The following is an 18600-nucleotide window of genomic DNA, read 5'->3' on the forward strand; positions in this document are numbered from 1 at the left end:
AGGGCCGTAAGAGTTTGCTGGACCGTGGTAGAGGCGGTGTGACCGTCTTCACGAATGTCGGCCGACGCGCGTCTTCGCGGCGATACGCTTGCGTCTGTGGTGGTCAGCGAGTTTCGGCGCTCGGTGTGCATGCCCGAGCTGGCGCTGGACAACCGCGTGCCCGCCCGCACTCGGCACTACGCCGAGAGCGTCGCCAGCCGACTGCGCGTACTGACCATCGCCACGTGGATCGCCGCAGCGGTCTCGGCCGCGTTCGGCGTCTTCCAACTCGCGATCGGTGGGCAGATCTGGCAGTTCGGCTTGCTCAATCTGGCCTTCGCGACGCTGTTCGTGTTGGTGCCGCTGCTCTACCGGTTCGGCGAACTCATTGCGCCGCTGACGTTCTTCGCGATCGCCTACATTTCGGTGACCCTGCTGTGTTACGAGATCGGCACGGGATCGGGGCTGCAGTTCTACTTCCTGGTGGCGGCGTCGCTTGTCGTCCTCGTGCTGGGCATCGAACGCATCGTGCTGGCCGCATTCCTGGTGGCGTTCGGCGTCGCGGCCACCATCGCGCTCGAGCTGCTCGTGCCCGATGATCGCGGACTCGGCCCGCCGTGGACCCTGACGGTCGGGTTCATCATGTCGACGGTTTCGGCCGCGGTCATGGTGGTCGCGACGGTCTGGTACTCACTTCGCGAGATCGGTCGCGCCGAGGAGGCGATGGAGGCCGAGTACCAGCGCTCCGAAAAGCTGTTGGCCAACATACTTCCCGCGACGATCGCGGACCGTCTCAAGGATCCGTCGCGCACCATCATCGCCGACAAGTACGACGACGCTTCGATACTGTTCGCCGACATCGCCGGCTACACCAAGCGAGCCAGTGACACCACGCCGACCGATCTCGTGCGGTTTCTCGACCGCCTCTACACCGATCTCGATGCCCTGGTGGATCGCCACGGCCTGGAAAAGGTGAAAACCAGCGGTGATTCGTACATGGTCGTCGCCGGGGTGCCGCAGCCCCGGCACGATCACGTCGAAGCGCTGGCCTGCCTGGCACTCGACATGGCCGAGGCCGTCGCCGATCTGAAAGATCCGCACGGCCGCGAGGTTCCCCTCCGGATCGGCCTGGCCGCAGGCCCCGTCGTCGCCGGGGTGGTCGGAGCCCGAAAGTTCTTCTACGACGTCTGGGGCGACGCCGTCAACGTCGCATCGCGCATGGAGACGACCGACGTCGAAGGCCGAATCCAGGTGCCGCAGGACGTGTATGACCGCCTGCTTCCCACGTTCCTCCTCGAGGAACGCGGCGAAGTCGAAGTCAAGGGCAAGGGCGTCATGCGCACCTGGTATCTCGTCGGCCGGCGGGACGACGAGGCGGTGCGCGCATCGCTGGAGGTCACCCGCGAAGCGGACACCGCCTCGGCAGTTCGCCCGACCCTCAACTAGATCTTGCGGTTCTCCGACTTGATCAGCCAGGCGAGCTTCTCCAGCCCGTCGATCAGTTGATGCAACATGTCGGCCGTGCTCGGGTCCTCGGCGTCGACGTCGTCGTGCACCCTGCGCATGGTGTCGACCGCCGCGTAGACCCGGGTCGCGATGAGATCGACGACCTCATCGGTGCTGCGCTCGTAGGCCGGGAACTCCGGCAGGCTCGTACCGCCCGCGACGGTGTCGGAACGGCCGTCCGGCACGGCGTCCAGCGCGCGCATCCGCTCGGCGACGGTGTCGGCGCCTTCGCGAGCGAAGTCGACCAGTTCGTCGAGTTGCAGATGCAGGTCCCGGAAGTTGGTGCCGACGACATTCCAATGTGCCTGTTTGCCTTGGAGTGCCAGTTCGATCAGGTCGACGAGAACCTGCTGCAGGTTGTTGCTGAGCTCAGCAGAGGCCTGGTAGCCCTGGATTTCCGATTCGGTTCGACGTGTACTCATGCCACTTTCAACAACGCCTAATCTGGAATCAATCCAGATTAGACACGATGTGGCAAGCATCACGCCGAGGGCGCCTGGCCCGGCCCGGGCTCGTTCTGCTGGCTGAGCAGACGCGCGTACCCGGCCCCCATGCCCAGCAACACCAGACCGACGACGATGAACACCGCCACCCGGAAGATGCCCGCCAACGTGCCCAAGTCGAACAGGAACAACTTGGCCATCGCCGCCGCCACGAGCACCAGGCCCGCACCGATCGCCGATGAACGCCGATTCTTCGGCCGCCGGGCGGCGTACGTGAACAGGCCCGCCGCCGCCGCGATCCAGCAGATGGTCGCCGCCATGTGACTACCGAAGAACCCACCGCCGGTACCGCCGATGAGCACACCGGCCGTGACGGTGAACGTCGTGACCGCATATCCGATCGCCGCGCCCGCCGCGATCCACAACACGCGAACCGTGTCGTCATCCGACGCCTGCGCCAACGGCCACCCGATCGCCAGCGTCGCGCCGATGACGAGAATGCTCGCGATCAGCACCGAAACCGCCACCCCGCCAGTCGTTTCCGTTGCATGGGCCAACATGTGTGGCGGTGCGTAGCCCAGGTAGAACGCGCCGCCGCACAGCCCGAACCCGATGGCCGGCCATCGGGCGAGCACATCGCGCCTGCCGATGACCGCGACCACGATCGCCATCGCCAACAGCACCGGCCCGGCCACCACGCCGTCGAACGCGACGATCACCGCGATCAGTGCCGCGACCGCCGACAGTGCGCCCCACACGCGACGCACGGCAGGCACCACTCCGGGCAATCGATCACCGAGCGCCACGACCGCCAGCAGCCCGGCGGCCAGCACGCCGATCATCAAGGCCGCGAGCACTCGATCGATGCAGGCCGAAACGCACAGCAGCGGAACCACTCCCAGGGCTGCGAGCACGGCCATCGCGGCAGGTTTGGCCGTGGCTCGCAACAGCACGAGACCACCGGCGATCGCCAGCACGGCGGCCAGCGCGCACGCGAATGCCAGTGGTAGATCATCGCGATTGCCGAACGCGGCCGAAGCCAGCGCGGGCATCAGCGGGACCGTGCTCGCGGCAGTACGCGCCGCGTACATCCAAACCCAGTCCCGGCCGTACTGCACCGGCAGCGACGCCGCGGTGAGTGCGAGCATGAACCCGATCAGTAGCAGCGTGATGCCGTCGGTGATCACCGGGGCCAGCCCGATCAACGGCACCAGTACGAGCAGGCCGAGGTGCTCGGAGTTCCAGCGCCTGGCCAGCATGAGACCGCCGCCGCCGATGCCGGCCGCCAGGGCAAGTCCGGCCCCGGCCGGTAACCAGTCGTAGATCGTCGTCGCGGCGATCACATCCATATACGCGGCCGCGATACCGGTCGCCGCCAACGCGATGGCGCCGACGCGGCCGCCCGGCCTGCGGTAGAGCCAATGCGCGGCGGCGATCAACGCGACTGCCAAGGCCGCGCCTGCGGCCACCCGGAACTCCGGGCGCAGGATGCCTGCCTGTGCGGCCAGGACCAGCAGCAGCACCACGCCGATGAGCGTGACCGCCACACCGGCAACGGCGAGCGCCTTGCCGATCCAGCCTTCCGAACGCTCGGGCCGCGGTTGCGGCTGCGGTGGGGGTGCCACCGGTGGATACGCGGGTGGCTGCGGCTGCGCAAACACCGGGTACTGCGCCGGAACCCAGTGCGGCGCCACCGGAGCTGGCCGCGAAGCGAGTAACCGATCGAGCTCGGTCAGGTCTGCTGATGCCCTGGCCATATACGCGGAGATGGCGGCGAAATCCGCCGACAACCGGGCGATGACTGCACGCTGCGGTTCGGTCATGGTGTCAGCGTGGCAGCAGATCGACGCGTTGAGATGAGTAGGACTACTCGTCCAGGCCGTGCTCGATCGCATAACGGGCCAACTCGACCCGGTTGGCCACCTGCAGCTTGCGGAACGTCGCCTGCACGTGGTTCTCCACGGTGCGGTGACTCAGCGACAGCCTGGTGGCGATCTGCTTGGCCGTCAAGCCTTTTGCCACGTAACGCAACACCTCGGTCTCGCGTTCGGTGAGCGTCGGTGTCGCGGGCCCGTCATCGGGCCGTTGCGCGATGCGCCGGTACTCACCCAGGACCAGTCCGGCCAGGCCGGGGGTGAACACCGCGCGGCCTTCCGCGGTGGCCCGCACCGCTGCGGCCAGCTCCGCCTTGGACGCGCTTTTCACGAGGTACCCGGTGGCACCGGCCTTGACCGCCTCCAGCACATCGTCGCGCTCGTCGGACGCCGACAACACCAGTACGCGCGACGACGGCGACACCGCAAGCACTTCTGTGGTGGCCTGTACACCGCTGCCGTCGGCCAGCCGCATGTCCATCACCACGACATCGGGCTTCACCACGCCGGCGCGCCGACCTGCCGACGCCACCCCGTCTGCCGTCGCCACGATGTCGAACCCGTCGTCGGCAAGATCGCGCGCCACCGCGTCACGCCAGATCGGATGGTCGTCGACGACCATCACTCTCAGTCCGCCGTCAGACATCACTCCCCCTTCCGCGGACGAGGCACAGTCAGCTCCCATTCGGTGCCGCAATCCGGTCCCGTCGTCAGCTGCGCGCTGCCGCCCAGCCAATCCATCCGGCCGACAATGGATTTCGAGATCCCGAGCCGGCCCTGTCGTTCGGCTTCGGCCAGCCGGCCGTCCGGAATGCCTGCCCCGTCGTCACGGATACTCAGTGTCACCGAATCCCCGAGATCCTCGAGCAACACGAAGGCGCGGGCGTCGGGACCCGCGTGGGCAGCCACATTGTCGAGCGCGTTCTCGGCGGCCGCGAACAGTTCGGTGGCCGTGGCATGTTCGAGCAGGACCGGTTCGGCGGGCAGGCTGATCGAAACCCGGTCGGACGCCCTGGTGCGCAACATGGCGCCGATGTCGGTCAGCGGGCCGGCGCCGGGACCCGCCTCGGCATCGGTCGCACTCACCAAGCGGCGTAGCGCCCGTTCCTGCTCCCCGGCGAGTTCGGCCAATTGCGCTGTCTCGCCACCTATTTCACGACCCTTCCGGGAGACCAGGGCCAGTACCTGGATCGCCCCGTCATGCACGCGCCGGGACAGTCGTTCCCGTTCCTCCAGCGCTGCCGCCAGCCGGGCGGCCCGTTCCAGCTCGGCGTGCGCCCGGCGCGCGGTCTGTGCGGCCATTCCGACCGCGAGGCCCACGGCCAACTCGATGACGATCGTGGCGTTGCGGCCGAGGTTGACGCTGACATAGCCCTTCAATGCTGCGGCAGTGGCCATCACGGCAAGCCCGGTGGCCATGCCGCCCACCGGGCCGAACTGCAGGGCGGCCGAGATCGTCGCGTTGGTGGCCCACAGCGTGGTCGGCCACGACTGATTGTCGGCCACCCACTGATCGGTCGCGACGATCTCCGTCGACAACATCAACACCACGACGACCGCGATCTCGGCGATCACCCACGCGGTGCGCCGCCCGAAACCCTTCAGATAGGCGACCGCGCACGCGATGCTCCAGGCGATCAGAACCGCGCACAGGACCCACCCGAGCGCCTGCCGCTCCAGGTCCCCGTTGACCGCGATCTGAAAGCCGAGCGCGTAGATACAGCTCAGCAGGCGAAACACCTGCGCAGCGCGCCACAGCGGCGTAACCGGGTCGGGTCGCGGCTGCATTTGCTCAGCATAAAGTCGCCGAGTGCGCCCAACCCGCACCGATCGAGAGCCGAAGAACTACTGCGCTCCACGCGCAACGGGCCGATCCGGATCGGAGCTCCACTCCGACCAGGAACCCGGGTACAACGCGGCGTCCACCCCGGCCGCCGCGAGCCCCGCCACAGTGAGGGCCGCCGTGACACCCGAGCCGCAGTACGCACCTACGGCGCCACGACCGGTCACGCCGTTATCGGCCAGCAACGCCCGGAGTTCGGCGTCGGGAAGCAGCGCGCCGTCGTCGGTGAGCAGCCCCGTACTCGGAAGGTTGGTCGCGCCGGGGATGTGGCCGGCGACCGCGTCCACGGGCTCGACGTCGCCGCGGAACCGTTCGGGTGCCCGCGCGTCGAGCAGGACATCTACGCCGGACGTTGCCTGTTCGGGGGTCAACGTGCGGCGTGCCCCGGCATACAGGTCGGTGTGCACCACGTGGACGTCTCCGGGTTCGGGGGTGACCGGGCCGGTCTCCAGCGGGCCGCCCGCGGCGGTCCAGGCCGCCAAGCCGCCGTCGAGTATGCGGACGTCGGCGATCCCCGCGGCGGTGAGCACCCACCACGCGCGAGCCGACCCCGCCCGGTTCCAGTCGTCGTAGACGATCACCGGCACGCCGGTCCGCACACCCCAGCGCCGGGCCGCCGCCTCGAGGTCGCGGCCCGACGGCAACGGATGGCGGCCGCGGCCCGGTACCCGATGGTCGGCCAGCTCGGACTCGAGCGAGACGTACACGGCGCCGGGGAGGTGGCCGGCCAAATACGCCTGCTCGCCGTCGGGTTCGGCGAGAGTCCAGCGCACATCGAGCACCGTGACCGGATCGGCCGCAGCGATGAGCTCACGGAGTTCGGGGGCGGAGACGAATACCGCTGAGCGCGTCGAAGCCACGCAATCGAAGCTACATCACCTTCGACAGGAAGGCTTTCGTGCGTTCGTGTTTCGGATTGCTCATGACCTCGCGGGGCTCACCGCTCTCCACGATCACCCCGCCGTCCATGAACACCAGCTTGTCGGCGACCTCACGGGCGAAACCCATCTCATGCGTGACCACGACCATCGTCATGCCTTCTGAGGCGAGCTTTTTCATCACTCCGAGCACCTCACCGACGAGTTCGGGGTCCAGCGCCGAGGTCGGCTCGTCGAACAGCATCAGCTTCGGACTCATCGCCAACGCACGCGCGATCGCCACCCGCTGCTGCTGGCCGCCCGAAAGCTGGGCCGGGTAGGCATCGGCCTTGGCCGACAGGCCGACCTGATCGAGCAGATCCTTGGCCCGGGCCACCGCGTCCTTCTTCTTGACGCGTTTGACCTGTACCGGCGCCTCGATGATGTTCTCCAGCGCCGTTCGATGCGGAAACAGGTTGAAGTGCTGGAACACCATGCCGATGTCGCGGCGTTGCTTGGCCGCTTCGCGGGGTGGCATCTCGTGCAGTTTGGTACCGCGCTCGCGATAGCCGATCAACTCACCGTCGACATAGAGGCGCCCGGCGTTGACCTGTTCGAGATGGTTGATGCACCGCAGGAACGTCGACTTACCCGAACCCGAGGGCCCGACCATGCACAGCACCTCGCCCTTGCCGACCTCCAGGGTGACGCCCTTGAGCACCTGGAGGGCGCCGAAGTTCTTGCACACCTGCTCGGCCTTGACCATCGGCGTCATGGATGCGGCTCTCCCATCTGCGCCTTGGCGAGCGCCTCCAGTTGCTTGCTGGTCAACTTGCGCGACGCCCCTCTGGAGTAATACCGCTCCAGGTAGTACTGGCCGACCATGAGGACGCTCGTGATCACGAGATACCAGGTCGCCGCGACCAACAGCAGCGGCACCGGCTCGAAGGTGCGCGCGGCGATCTCACGGGACGTGATCCCGTACAGATCCAGGGTGAAGGGCACCGCCGTGACCAGCGACGTGGTCTTCAGCATGCTGATGACCTCGTTGCCCGTCGGCGGGATGATCACGCGCATGGCCTGCGGGAGGACCGTCCGCCGCATCGTCATCGTCCACGACATGCCCAGCGCGGTCGATGCCTCCGACTGCCCCTCCGGGACGGAAGTGATTCCCGCGCGGATGATCTCGGCCATGTAGGCGGCCTCGTTGAGGGCCAGGCCGAGTATCGCGAGCAGGAACGGAATCGACAGGCTCTGCAGATCGAGGTGAAAGAACGACGGCCCGAACGGCACGCCCAGCTGGATGTTCTTGTAGATCGTCGGGATCAGGCCCCAGAACACGAGCTGCACGTAGATGGGAGTGCCGCGGAAAATCCACAGGTACACCCATGACACCCACCGGAATACGGGATTGGGTGACAACCGCATCACCGCGAGCAGCACGCCCAGCATGATCGCGAGCACCATCGAGTACACGGTCAGCTGCAATGTGTTCAACACACCTACCGTCAGGACCCGCTCGTTGAACAGGTACTCGAAGTAGGTCGGCCATCCGTACGCGTCATTGGTGGCCGCGCCGTAGAGGAACAACACGACCAGGACGACGATGACGACCGCCGCCACCCACCGCCAGGGGTGACGCAACGGAACAGCGTCGATTGCTGCCGGGGCAGCGGGTGACGACGTGTCGACATCAGTCATTGCAACCGTGCTTTCTGCTCTTCGCGCAAAGCGGTCATCGCCTCGGTCAGTTGACCGCGCCGTTGATCGTGGCCTTCTCGATCATCCCGCTCTCGACGCCCCAGTTCGCGGCGATCTCCTTGTAGGTCCCTGATTCGATGAGGTGATCGAGCGCCTGCTGCAGCGACTGGGCCAGTGGCGAACCCTTCTGGACGGGCCAACCGTAGGGGGCGGAGTCGAAGATCTCGCCCGCGGGCTCGAGCTTGCCGTTGCTCTGCTTGATGGCATACGCGGTCACCGGCGAGTCCGCCGACATCGCGTCGACCTGGCCGAGCACCACCGCGTTGGCGGCCGCATCCTGTCCGTCGAACGGCACGATCTCGATCGGCGGCTTGCCCGCGTCGGTGCAGGCCTTGCTCTTGGCGGGCAGTTCCTCGGTTTCCTCGACCGTGGTCGCCTGGACGGCGACCTTCTTGCCGCAGGCGTTGTTGGGATCGATCGGCGAATCCGGGCGTTGCGCCCACTGGATCCCGGCATTGAAGTAGTTCACGAAGTCGACGGACTTCTCCCGCTCCTTGGTGTCGGTGAACGACGACATGCCCACGTTGTACGTACCGCCCTGGATCGACGGGATGATCTTCGCGAAATCGGATTCGCGGTACTCCGCGGTCAAACCGAGCGTCGCGGCAATCGCGTTCATCAGATCGACGTCGAAGCCGACGATCTTGCCGCTGGGATCTTTGAACTCGTTGGGCGCGTACGGAATGTTGACCCCGACGATCAGCTTCCCGGATTCCCGAATGGGACCTGGCACCGTGTCCGCGATCGCGTCGACCTTCTCGGCAGCGGCGCTGGTGGTGGTCTCGGCCGCGTCCTCACCGCCCCCGCCGCCACTCGCACATCCCGTCAACGTGAGCGCGAGGCTTGCGGCAAACACCGCTGCGACTCGCCAGAACTTACCCTGACGGGCTTCACATCCACTAGACACGGTTCCTCTTCTCTCTGTCCCTGTCTACTTGCAGCCGATGACGTTAACGGCCATGGCCCCGGCACGCAGTGCCGGTAACGGAACATTAACGACCGCAGTACGACGCCACAGCCGTACCGTAAAATACGCGTTCGCCCATGTGGTTTGTGCCAAACTGCCTGCATGGAAACCACCGCTCCCCCAAGCCTGTTGCCGCACCTGTGGAAGGCCACGCTGGTTTCGGGGGTCCTCGCGATCATCCTCGGAATTCTCGTCTTGGTGTGGCCGGGCATCACCATTCTGGTGGCGGCCATATTCTTCGGCGCCTACCTGTTGATCACCGGCATCGCCCAGGTTGTCTTCGCGTTCAGCCTGCACGTGACGGCCGGCGGACGCGTGTTGCTGTTCATCAGCGGCGCGGCCGCGCTGATTCTGGCCGTGCTGTGTTTCCGCAGCCTGCAGGATTCGATTCTGCTGCTGGCAATTTGGGTCGGCGTCGGATTCGTGTTCCGTGGCGTGGCCACCGCGGTGTCGGCGATCAGCGATCCGACGCTGCCCGGCCGTGGCTGGGAGATCTTCTTCGGTGTGATCAGCCTGCTGGCCGGCGTGGTCATGCTCGCGGCACCGTTCGAATCGCTGGCCACGCTGGCGATCGTCGTGGGTGCCTGGCTGATCGTGCTGGGTGTCTTCGAGGTCATCTCGGCGTTCGGTATCCGTAGCGGCGCGAAGAAGTTGGGTTCGGCCCTGCAGTCGCCGTCGTCTCCTTCCGCGCCTGCGGTGAGCTAACACACGCTGCCCGTCATGAACCGAACCTGGTTGGCACCCCGAATGTCTACTACACTTTGTCGTAGGTTGACCTAGCGACCTTGGAAGTGGGGTCAGATGGACGCATTGGACGTATCACGGTGGCAGTTCGGAATCACCACCGTCTACCACTTCATATTCGTCCCGCTGACCATCGGCCTGGCGCCGCTCATCGCCGTCATGCAGACGATTTGGGTGGTGACGGGCAACGACAGCTGGTACCGCCTGACCCGGTTCTTCGGGAAGCTGTTCCTGATCAACTTCGCGATCGGCGTGGCAACCGGAATCGTGCAGGAGTTCCAGTTCGGCATGAACTGGAGCGAATACTCGCGATTCGTCGGCGACATCTTCGGTGCCCCGCTCGCGATGGAGGGCCTGGCCGCGTTCTTCTTCGAATCCACTTTCATCGGACTGTGGATCTTCGGCTGGACGCGTCTGCCCCGCCTCGTGCACCTGGCCTGCATCTGGATCGTCGCGATGGCCGTGAACATGTCGGCCTTCTTCATCATCGCGGCGAACTCGTTCATGCAGCATCCGGTGGGTGCCCGGTTCAACCCTGAAACGGGCCGCGCCGAGCTCACGAGCATCGTCGCGTTGTTCACCAACAACACGGCCATCGCGGCGTTCAGCCATGCCGTGGCCGGATCGTTCTTGACCGCAGGGGTTTTCGTCGCGTGCGTGTGCGCGTGGTGGATGGTGCGGTCCCATCGTGTCGGCGGTGACTCGCCACACGACGCCGTCACCATGTACCGGCCGGCCACGATACTGGGCTGCTGGGTGACGCTGGTGGCCGCGGTCGCGCTGTTCTTCACCGGCGACGCGCAGGGCAAGCTCATGTTCGAACAGCAGCCGATGAAGATGGCTTCGGCGGAATCGCTGTGCCACAGCGAAACCGACCCGGACTTCTCGATTCTCACCGTCGGCACGCACAACAACTGCGACAGCGTCACGCATTTGATCGAAGTGCCGTACGTGTTGCCGTTCCTCGCCGAGGGCAAGTTCAGCGACGTCCATCTGGAGGGCGTCAAGGACCTCCAGGAACAGTACGAGCAGAAGTTCGGCCCGGGCGATTACCGCCCCAACCTGTTCGTCACATACTGGTCGTTCCGGGCGATGATCGGATTCCTCGCTGTCCCAGGATTGTTCGCGCTCGCCGCGCTGTGGCTCACCCGTGGCGGCCGGATCCCGAATCAGCGCTGGTTCGGCTGGTTCGCGCTGCTGACCATCCCCACCCCGTTCCTCGCCAACAGCGCGGGCTGGGTGTTCACCGAGATGGGCCGGCAGCCCTGGGTCGTCGTGCCGAATCCGACGGGCGATCAAGACATCCGGCTCACCGTCGCGCAGGGGGTATCCGGTCATTCGGCCGGCATGGTGCTGCTGTCGCTGGTGGCCTTCACGCTGCTGTACGCCGTGCTGGCGGTCATCTGGTTCTTCCTGCTCCGGCGTTACGTCGTGGAAGGCCCGCTCGAACACGACTCGGAACCCGCGCCGCCGACCCCACCGGACGCCGACGAAGTCGCGCCGTTGTCGTTCGCCTACTGAGGAGCGAATCGATGGGATTGCAAGAACTCTGGTTCATCCTTCTGGCCGTTCTGTTCCTCGGATTCTTCATCCTCGAGGGGTTCGACTTCGGTGTCGGCATGCTCATGTCGTTCTTCGGCCGCGCCGCCCAACAGCGCGGCGAGGACTCCGAGCCCTATCGACGCGCCGCGCTCAACACCATCGGCCCGGTGTGGGATGGCAACGAAGTCTGGCTGATCACCGCGGGCGGCGCCATGTTCGCGGCGTTCCCCGAGATGTATGCGACCGTGTTCTCCGGGCTCTACCTGCCGCTGCTGGCGATCCTGTGCGCGATGATCGTGCGCATCGTCGCCATCGAATGGCGCGGCAAGATCGACGATCCCGGCTGGCGGCGATGGGCCGACATCGGTATCGCCATCGGCTCGTTCGTGCCCGCGATCCTGTGGGGTGTGGCGTTCGCCGGATTGGTGCGCGGCATGCCGGTCGACGCCGACAAACAGATGCACCTGTCGATCGGTGACGTGCTCAACGCCTACACCTTGCTCGGCGGCCTTGCCACGGGTGCCCTGTTCGCACTGCACGGCGCGGTGTTCGTCGCACTCAAGACCTCGGGCACCATCCGCAGCGACGCGTTCCGGTTCGCCGGGCTGCTGGCCATCCCCGCCACTGCCCTGGTTGCCGGGTTCGGGTTGTGGACACAGCTGGCGTACGGAAAGAGCTGGACCTGGTACGTGCTTGCCGTGGCGGTGATCGCGCAAATCGCCGCAGTCACCCGGGTCTACAGCCGCAGAGGCGAGGGCTGGGCGTTCGCCTACACCACGATCGTCGTCGCGGCCGCCGTGATCCTGTTGTTCGGCTCGCTGTTCCCGAACCTTGTTCCGTCATCGCTCAATCCGGACTGGAGCCTGACGATCTACAACGGATCGTCGTCCCCCTACACGCTGAAGATCATGACGTGGGCCGCGTTGATCTTCGCTCCGCTGGTCGTCGTGTACCAGGGCTGGACGTATTGGGTGTTCAGCAAGCGGATCTCTGCCGAGCGGATTCCGGACCCGATCGGACTCACCCGGCGGTCGGTCTGAACCTCTGGCGCGCGCTCGGCATTCGCGGCGGCACGGCATCCACGACGGCGCTGCGGCGCTACCTCGTGGCCGCCGTGGCATGTGGTGTGGCAATCGCGGGCACCACGATCGCGTCCGCTGTGGTGTTGGCGCACATCGTTTCCGGCGTCGTCACCAACCCGAACGGGCCGGCCGACTGGGCCGGCGAACTCGTGACACTCGCGGCGCTGTGGCTGTTGCGGACGCTCGCGCAGTGGCTGCAGGGACGCCTGTCGCAGCGTGGCGCCACCGCCGTCATCGGTGAATTGTCCAGCCAGGTGCTGCGTTCGGTGACCGCACGGCCGCCACGGGAATTGGCTGGCGAGCGCGATGCCGCCGCCGTTGTGGTGACGCGTGGCTTGGACGGCCTGCGCCCGTACTTCACCGGCTACCTACCCGCCGTCGTGCTGGCCGCGATCCTCACGCCCGCGGCGCTCGTCGTGATTGCCTGCTACGACCTGCAGGCCGCGGCCATCGTGCTGATCGCGTTGCCGCTCATTCCGATCTTCATGGTGCTGATCGGGCTGCTCACCGCCGAACGCTCGGCGGCCTCGCTCGCGGCGATGACGACGCTGCAGGGCCGGCTGCTCGATCTCGTCGCGGGCATCCCGACGCTGCGCGCAGTCGGTCGGGCAGCGGGATCCGCCCAGCGCATCGCCGAACTCTCGGCTGCGCACCGGCGTTCGGCCATGGCGACTCTGCGGATCGCGTTCCTGTCGTCCTTCGTCCTCGAATTACTCGCCACCCTCGGTGTGGCCCTGGTGGCGGTCAGTGTCGGCCTGCGGCTGGTGTACGGCGACATGACGCTCGCCGCGGGTCTGACCGCACTGCTGCTAGCGCCCGAAGTGTTCTGGCCGCTGCGGCGCGTCGGCGCCGCGTTCCATGCCGCCCAGGACGGAAAGACGGCAGCCGAGCAGGCGTTCGGATTGTGTACGCCGCCGGAATTGCCCGCCGGTGAGACCCGCAGGCCCGCGTCGTCCGCACCGACGATCACCGTCGACCGTCTCGACGGTGCGATCCGGCCGGGCCAGGTCACCGTGCTGACCGGACCGAATGGCGCCGGTAAGTCCACCGCACTGCAGGCCATCCTCGGTCTGGCCGAATTGCCTTGGGGCAAGGTGTATATCGACGGCGTCGAGGTCGGAGAGCTCGATCTGCCGTCGTGGTGGCGTCAGGTTGCCTGGCTGCCGCACCGTCCCGTGTTGATACCCGGCACGTTGCGCGACAACCTCGAGTTGCTCGGCCCCATCCGCGATCTCGACAAGGCCTGCCGCGACGCCGGTTTCGATGATGTGCTCGACGACCTGCCCGAAGGTTTGCAGACGCGGCTCGGCCGTGACGGTGTCGGATTGTCGCTGGGACAACGGCAGCGACTCGGCCTGGCCCGGGTGCTCGGCTCGTCGGCGCAGGTGCTCTTGCTCGACGAGCCCACCGCGCACCTCGATGCCGATCTTGAGGCACGCGTGCTCGCCGCGATCGTGGCCAGGGCCCGCGCGGGCGCGACCGTATTGGTGGTCGGGCACCGTGATCCCGTATTGGCGATCGGCGACCGGCAATTGGCGGTAGGTGATCTGCTTGTACCGCGCTGATCCGCTGTTTCGGCTCACCGTCGACCTGCTGCGGCCGCGGGTCGGCCGGTTCCTGCTCGCGAGCCTGTTCGGGGTGTTGTCACTGGGCAGCGCGCTTGCGTTGGCCGGTATCTCCGCGTGGTTGATCACACGCGCCTGGCAGATGCCGCCGATCCTGGATCTGACGGTGGCCGTGGTCGCGGTGCGTGCGCTCGGCATATCGCGCGGCGTGCTCGGGTACTGCCAGCGGCTCGCGTCCCACGACACCGCACTGCGGGCCGCGGCCAACGCCCGTACCGGCTTGTACCGCAAGCTCGCCGACGCACCGGCCGACGACGCCATGCGGCTGCCGAGCGGCGAACTGGTGGCGCGCGTCGGCGCGTCCGTCGACGAGCTGTCCGACGTCCTCGTGCGCGCATTGCTACCGATTGTGGTGGCGGCCGTACTCAGCTGCGCCGCCGTCGGGGTCATCGCCATCATCTCCCCCGTCGCCGCCGTGGTTCTCGCGCTGTGCCTGCTGGTCGCCGGGGTGCTGGCGCCCGCAGTCGCTGCCCGTGCGGTGTCCGCTGCCGAATCCGTTGCGGCACAACATCGGGCCAGCCGCGACACCGCGACGATGCTCGCCCTGGAATACGCGCCGGAGTTGCGCGTGAGCGGTCGCCTGGATGAGATCATCACGACCGCCGAACGCCACCACCGCAACTGGGGCGATGCCGCCGACCGCGCCGCTGCCCCGGCCGCTGTCGCGGGGGCGATGCCGAGTGCGGCGATCGGCGCCAGCGTGCTCGGGGCTGCGATCGCGGGAATCGCGCTGGCGCCTGCCGTCGCACCGACGACCGTGGCGATCCTGATGTTGTTGCCGCTGTCGGCCTTCGAGGCGACCGCGGCGCTGCCCGACGCCGCGGTGCAGCTCACCCGGTCACGGATCGCGGCACGACGCCTGCACGATCTGATCGCACCGGACAGTCTCGGTCGCCGACGGCCGCGGGTGCCCGCGGTCGACCTGCCCCAGGGCGGCCGGCTCGCCGTGATCGGACCGAGTGGCTCCGGCAAGACGACGATGTTGATGGCGATGGCCGAGAGGTTCAACCAATCCTCGTGCCGGGCAGCGTTTTTCGCCGAGGACGCGCACCTGTTCGAGACGACGGTGCGAGACAACCTGCTGGTGGTCCGCGGTGACGCCACCGACGCCGAGTTAGTCGAGGCGCTGCACCGCGTGGGCCTGACGGACTGGCTCAGCGGATTACCCGACGGGTTGTCCACCGTTCTGGTCGGCGGCGCGGCGGCGGTGTCTGCGGGTCAACGTCGCCGTCTGCTGCTGGCCAGGGTGCTCGTCTCGGATTTCCCCATCGTCCTGCTCGACGAGCCCACCGAGAACCTGGATGCCGCTGACGGCCAACAGTTCCTGACCGACCTGCTCACCCCCGGTGCGTTGGTGCCGGCCGACCGCACCGTCGTCGTGGCCACCCATCACCTCCCGGCCGACACCGACTGCCCGGTGATTCGCTGTCCACAACTCGGCGCCGCCGTCGGCGAGTAGCCTCAAACACATGAGCGACGAGCGAGCCGACGTGCCCGGGTCGGACGCACCTCCACCGGCCCAACCCCCGCCACCCCCGCCACCCCCGCCACCTCCGCCGCCGTCTCCGCAGTACCCCTACGGCACCTATCCCGGTGGTTATCCGCCTGCACCGCCCTACGGTGCCTATCCGCCGCAGCAGCCGTACCGGCCCTCGACGGGGCCCAACAACGGGTTGGGCATCGCGGCATTGGTCACCGCGATCATCGGGCTGGTCCTCGTGTGGTCGGTGATCGGCGGAGTGGTGCTCGGTGCGATCGCGGTGGTGCTCGGATTCATCGGGCATGGCCGCGCCAAGCGCGGCGAGGCCACCAACGGTGGCGTGGCGATCACCGGAATCGTGCTGGGCGCCATCGCCGTCGTGCTGTCACTCGTGTTCATCGGCATATGGGCGAGTCTCGGCGGGCGCTGGTTCGAAGACATCGGCGGCCGGGACTACCTCAGCTGCATGCAGGAAGCCGGTAACGACCAGGCCGCCCAGCAGCGCTGCGAAGAGACCTTCCAGGATCGTCTCGAGGACGAGTTCGGCGTCACCCCGACGCCTACGCGCTGAGCGCCGCTACTTCGCGCCCGGGAAGTACTTGACGATGCCTTCCTGGACGACGGTCGCCAACAGCGCGCCCGATATGTCGAAGAAGTGCCCCGTACCGAGCCCGCGAGATTCGGCGGCGACCGGCGACGCGGTCGAGTACAGCACCCACTCGTCGAATCGGATCGAGCGGTGAAACCACACCGAGTGGTTCATCGTCACCGCGAAGATCCGGTCGAAACCCCACGACAGCCCGTGGGTGGTGATGATGGAGTCGAGCACGGTGGTGTCCGACGAGTACACCAGCGCGGCCGCGTGCAGCACGGGGTCGTCGGGCATGGAGCCCTCGGTCTTGAGCCACACGCGGTTGTGGTCGAGCTTGCCACCCTTGTCGCGCATCACCCACGCCGGATCGTTGGTGTAGCGCCATTCGATCGGACGCAGCGCCTCGACGAACAACGGCACGGTCTTCTCATAGCCGCGCAGTAGTTCGTCGATTTTGGGCAGGGTGTCCGGATGCGGCACGTCCGGCGCGGGGACGCTGTGCTCCAGCCCGCGGCCACCGTTCATGTACGACAACATCACGGTGGTCAGCAGCTGGCCATCCTGCATGACGTCCACGCGCCGGTTGGCGAAACGACGTTCGTCTCGCAACCGGACGACGTGGAACTCCAGATCTTTCTCGGGGTCTCCCCCTGCGATGAAATGCGCGGACAACGCGCTCGGGGCCAGCTTGTGGTCAAGCGACCGGCTGCCCGCGACAAACGCCTGCGCCGTCATCTGGCCGCCGAAGGTGCGCACCGGATTCTTGCTCGGATGCGAGCCGATGAACAGGTTGTCGTCGATGCGATTGAGATCGAGAACCGCCAGCAGCTCCGCGAAATCCGAGTGTGACACTGAGCTCCTTTTCGTGCGCCCCTTGTCGCAGCGCTAGACGTCGTCCTCCCCGATGCGGTGCACATGGATCAGATTCGTGGAGCCTACTGTGCCCGGAGGCGCACCCGCGACGATGACCACCAGCTCACCGCGCTTGTACCGGCCGAGGTCCAGAAGCGACTTGTCGACCTGCCGGATCATGTCGTCGGTGCTTTTCATCTGCGGCACGATGAACGTCTCGGTGCCCCACGTCAGCGCGAGCTGGCTGCGGACCTCCGGCAGTGCGGTGAACGCCAGCACCGGCAGCGGGGTGTGCAGGCGCGCGAGCCGGCGCACGGTGTCGCCCGACTGGGTGAACGCGACGAGCGCCTTGGCGTCGAGCCGTTCGCCGATGTCGCGGGCCGCATAGGAGATCACGCCGCGCTTGGTGCGCGGGACGTGGGTCAGCGGCGGCACCACCACGGAGTTGTCCTCGACGGCCTTGATGATGCGGGCCATCGTCCTGACCGCCTCCAGCGGGTACTTGCCCACCGAGGTCTCGCCGGACAGCATCACGGCGTCGGCGCCGTCGAGCACGGCGTTGGCCACGTCGGAGGCCTCGGCCCGGGTCGGCCGCGAGTTCTCCAGCATCGACTCCAACATCTGCGTCGCGACGATGACCGGCTTGGCGTTCTCCCTCGCCATCTGGATGGCCCGCTTCTGCACGAGCGGCACCTCCTCCAGCGGCAGCTCGACGCCCAGGTCACCGCGGGCGACCATGACGGCGTCGAAGGCCAGCACGATCGCCTCGAGGTTCTCGACCGCTTCGGGCTTCTCGAGCTTCGCGATCACCGGTACGCGCCGGCCGACGCGGTCCATCACCTCGTGGACGAGCTCGATGTCGGCGGGCGAACGCACGAACGACAACGCGATCAGGTCGACGCCCAGCCGCAGCGCGAACTCGAGGTCGTCGATGTCCTTCTCGGACAGCGCGGGGACCGAGACGTTCATGCCCGGCAGCGACAACCCCTTGTTGTTGCTGACCGGACCGCCCTCGGTGACGGTGCAGACCACGTCGTTGCCGTCGATCTGGTCGACGACGAGGCCGACCTTGCCGTCGTCGACGAGCAGCCGGTCACCCTTCGCGGCGTCGGCCGCGAGGTGCTTGTAGGTCGTCGACACCCGGTCGTGCGTTCCCTCACAGTCGTCGACGGTGATGCGCACGGTCTCGCCGGTCGCCCAGTACGTCGGGCCGTCCTTGAATCGGCCCAGCCGGATCTTGGGTCCCTGCAGGTCGGCCAGGATGCCCACCGCATGACCGGTGGCGTCCGAGGCCGCCCGAACCCGCTTGTAGGCGGCCTCGTGGTCGGTGTAGTCGCCGTGGCTGAAGTTCAGCCGTGCGACGTCCATCCCGGCTTCGACCAGGGCCCTGACGGTCTCGTCAGTGCCAGTGGCCGGGCCAAGCGTACAAACGATCTTTCCGCGTCTGCTCACG

Annotated in this window: 17 protein-coding genes; 7 read left to right on the forward strand and 10 right to left on the reverse strand. The window is 67.0% G+C overall.

What is annotated here, in order from left to right; all coding sequences use genetic code 11:
• The first annotated feature begins 129 nt into the window (after positions 1–129).
• Positions 130–1425, forward strand: a complete 1296-nt coding sequence (locus ACOI2T_RS18395; protein WP_409506123.1) for an adenylate/guanylate cyclase domain-containing protein — start codon at positions 130–132, stop codon at positions 1423–1425.
• Here the strand turns inward: ACOI2T_RS18395 and ACOI2T_RS18400 are convergent.
• From ACOI2T_RS18400 to ACOI2T_RS18435, 8 genes are read right to left on the reverse strand one after another with little or no spacing between them, the layout of a single operon-like run.
• Positions 1422–1907 carry a Dps family protein gene (locus ACOI2T_RS18400; protein ID WP_409506100.1) on the reverse strand — a complete coding sequence of 162 codons (486 nt, stop codon included), beginning with the start codon at positions 1905–1907 and terminating at the stop codon, positions 1422–1424. The two genes, ACOI2T_RS18395 and ACOI2T_RS18400, sit on opposite strands and share 4 nt — an antisense overlap.
• A gap of 59 nt (positions 1908–1966) precedes the next feature.
• On the reverse strand, positions 1967–3751 hold the full coding sequence (locus tag ACOI2T_RS18405; protein ID WP_409506101.1) for a DUF2339 domain-containing protein: 1785 nt from the start codon (positions 3749–3751) through the stop codon (positions 1967–1969).
• Positions 3752–3794: 43 nt separating this feature from the next.
• Complete coding sequence (locus ACOI2T_RS18410; RefSeq protein WP_067845576.1) at positions 3795–4448, reverse strand: response regulator; 654 nt, start codon at positions 4446–4448, stop codon at positions 3795–3797.
• Positions 4448–5590: a MacS family sensor histidine kinase gene (gene macS, locus ACOI2T_RS18415; RefSeq protein WP_409506102.1), complete on the reverse strand. Its 1143-nt coding sequence runs from the start codon at positions 5588–5590 to the stop codon at positions 4448–4450. The genes ACOI2T_RS18410 and macS overlap by 1 nt, the downstream gene beginning before the upstream one ends.
• A gap of 57 nt (positions 5591–5647) precedes the next feature.
• Positions 5648–6505, reverse strand: a complete 858-nt coding sequence (locus ACOI2T_RS18420) for a sulfurtransferase (RefSeq protein WP_409506103.1) — start codon at positions 6503–6505, stop codon at positions 5648–5650.
• Between the two features lie 10 nt (positions 6506–6515).
• On the reverse strand, positions 6516–7277 hold the full coding sequence (locus ACOI2T_RS18425; RefSeq protein WP_409506104.1) for an amino acid ABC transporter ATP-binding protein: 762 nt from the start codon (positions 7275–7277) through the stop codon (positions 6516–6518).
• On the reverse strand, positions 7274–8203 hold the full coding sequence (locus tag ACOI2T_RS18430) for an amino acid ABC transporter permease (RefSeq protein ID WP_409506105.1): 930 nt from the start codon (positions 8201–8203) through the stop codon (positions 7274–7276). The genes ACOI2T_RS18425 and ACOI2T_RS18430 overlap by 4 nt, the downstream gene beginning before the upstream one ends.
• Positions 8204–8249: 46 nt before the next feature.
• Positions 8250–9170: an ABC transporter substrate-binding protein gene (locus ACOI2T_RS18435; RefSeq protein WP_409506106.1), complete on the reverse strand. Its 921-nt coding sequence runs from the start codon at positions 9168–9170 to the stop codon at positions 8250–8252.
• Positions 9171–9332: 162 nt separating this feature from the next.
• Between ACOI2T_RS18435 and ACOI2T_RS18440 the strand changes: the two genes are divergently transcribed.
• The 6 genes from ACOI2T_RS18440 (at position 9333) to ACOI2T_RS18465 (ending at position 16274) form a co-directional block, all read left to right on the forward strand.
• The gene (locus ACOI2T_RS18440; protein WP_067845539.1) at positions 9333–9935 is read left to right on the forward strand and encodes an HdeD family acid-resistance protein; all 603 of its coding nucleotides are present in this window, start codon (positions 9333–9335) and stop codon (positions 9933–9935) included.
• A 96-nt stretch (positions 9936–10031) separates the two neighbouring features.
• Positions 10032–11495: a cytochrome ubiquinol oxidase subunit I gene (locus tag ACOI2T_RS18445; protein ID WP_067845533.1), complete on the forward strand. Its 1464-nt coding sequence runs from the start codon at positions 10032–10034 to the stop codon at positions 11493–11495.
• Positions 11496–11506: 11 nt separating this feature from the next.
• Entirely contained in the window at positions 11507–12556 is a 1050-nt protein-coding gene (cydB, locus tag ACOI2T_RS18450; RefSeq protein ID WP_409506107.1) for a cytochrome d ubiquinol oxidase subunit II, read from the forward strand.
• A gap of 50 nt (positions 12557–12606) precedes the next feature.
• A complete protein-coding gene (gene cydD / locus ACOI2T_RS18455; RefSeq protein WP_409506124.1) occupies positions 12607–14163 on the forward strand; it encodes a thiol reductant ABC exporter subunit CydD in 1557 nt (518 codons plus the stop codon).
• Positions 14150–15682, forward strand: a complete 1533-nt coding sequence (locus ACOI2T_RS18460) for an ATP-binding cassette domain-containing protein (RefSeq protein ID WP_409506108.1) — start codon at positions 14150–14152, stop codon at positions 15680–15682. The genes cydD and ACOI2T_RS18460 overlap by 14 nt, the downstream gene beginning before the upstream one ends.
• A 10-nt stretch (positions 15683–15692) precedes the next feature.
• Positions 15693–16274, forward strand: a complete 582-nt coding sequence (locus ACOI2T_RS18465; RefSeq protein ID WP_409506109.1) for a DUF4190 domain-containing protein — start codon at positions 15693–15695, stop codon at positions 16272–16274.
• Between the two features lie 6 nt (positions 16275–16280).
• Here ACOI2T_RS18465 and ACOI2T_RS18470 read toward each other — a convergent pair whose 3' ends face one another.
• Entirely contained in the window at positions 16281–17147 is an 867-nt protein-coding gene (locus ACOI2T_RS18470) for an acyl-CoA thioesterase II (protein ID WP_409506110.1), read from the reverse strand.
• A gap of 33 nt (positions 17148–17180) precedes the next feature.
• Positions 17181–18599 (reverse strand): pyruvate kinase, encoded by a 1419-nt coding sequence (gene pyk, locus ACOI2T_RS18475; RefSeq protein WP_409506111.1) that lies wholly within the window; start codon positions 18597–18599, stop codon positions 17181–17183.
• Between the last annotated feature and the right edge of the window lies 1 nt (position 18600).

It is taken from the genome of Mycolicibacterium wolinskyi str. Jessa 2025 (genome assembly GCF_049241375.1).
GTDB classification, from domain to species: Bacteria; Actinomycetota; Actinomycetes; order Mycobacteriales; family Mycobacteriaceae; genus Mycobacterium; species Mycobacterium wolinskyi.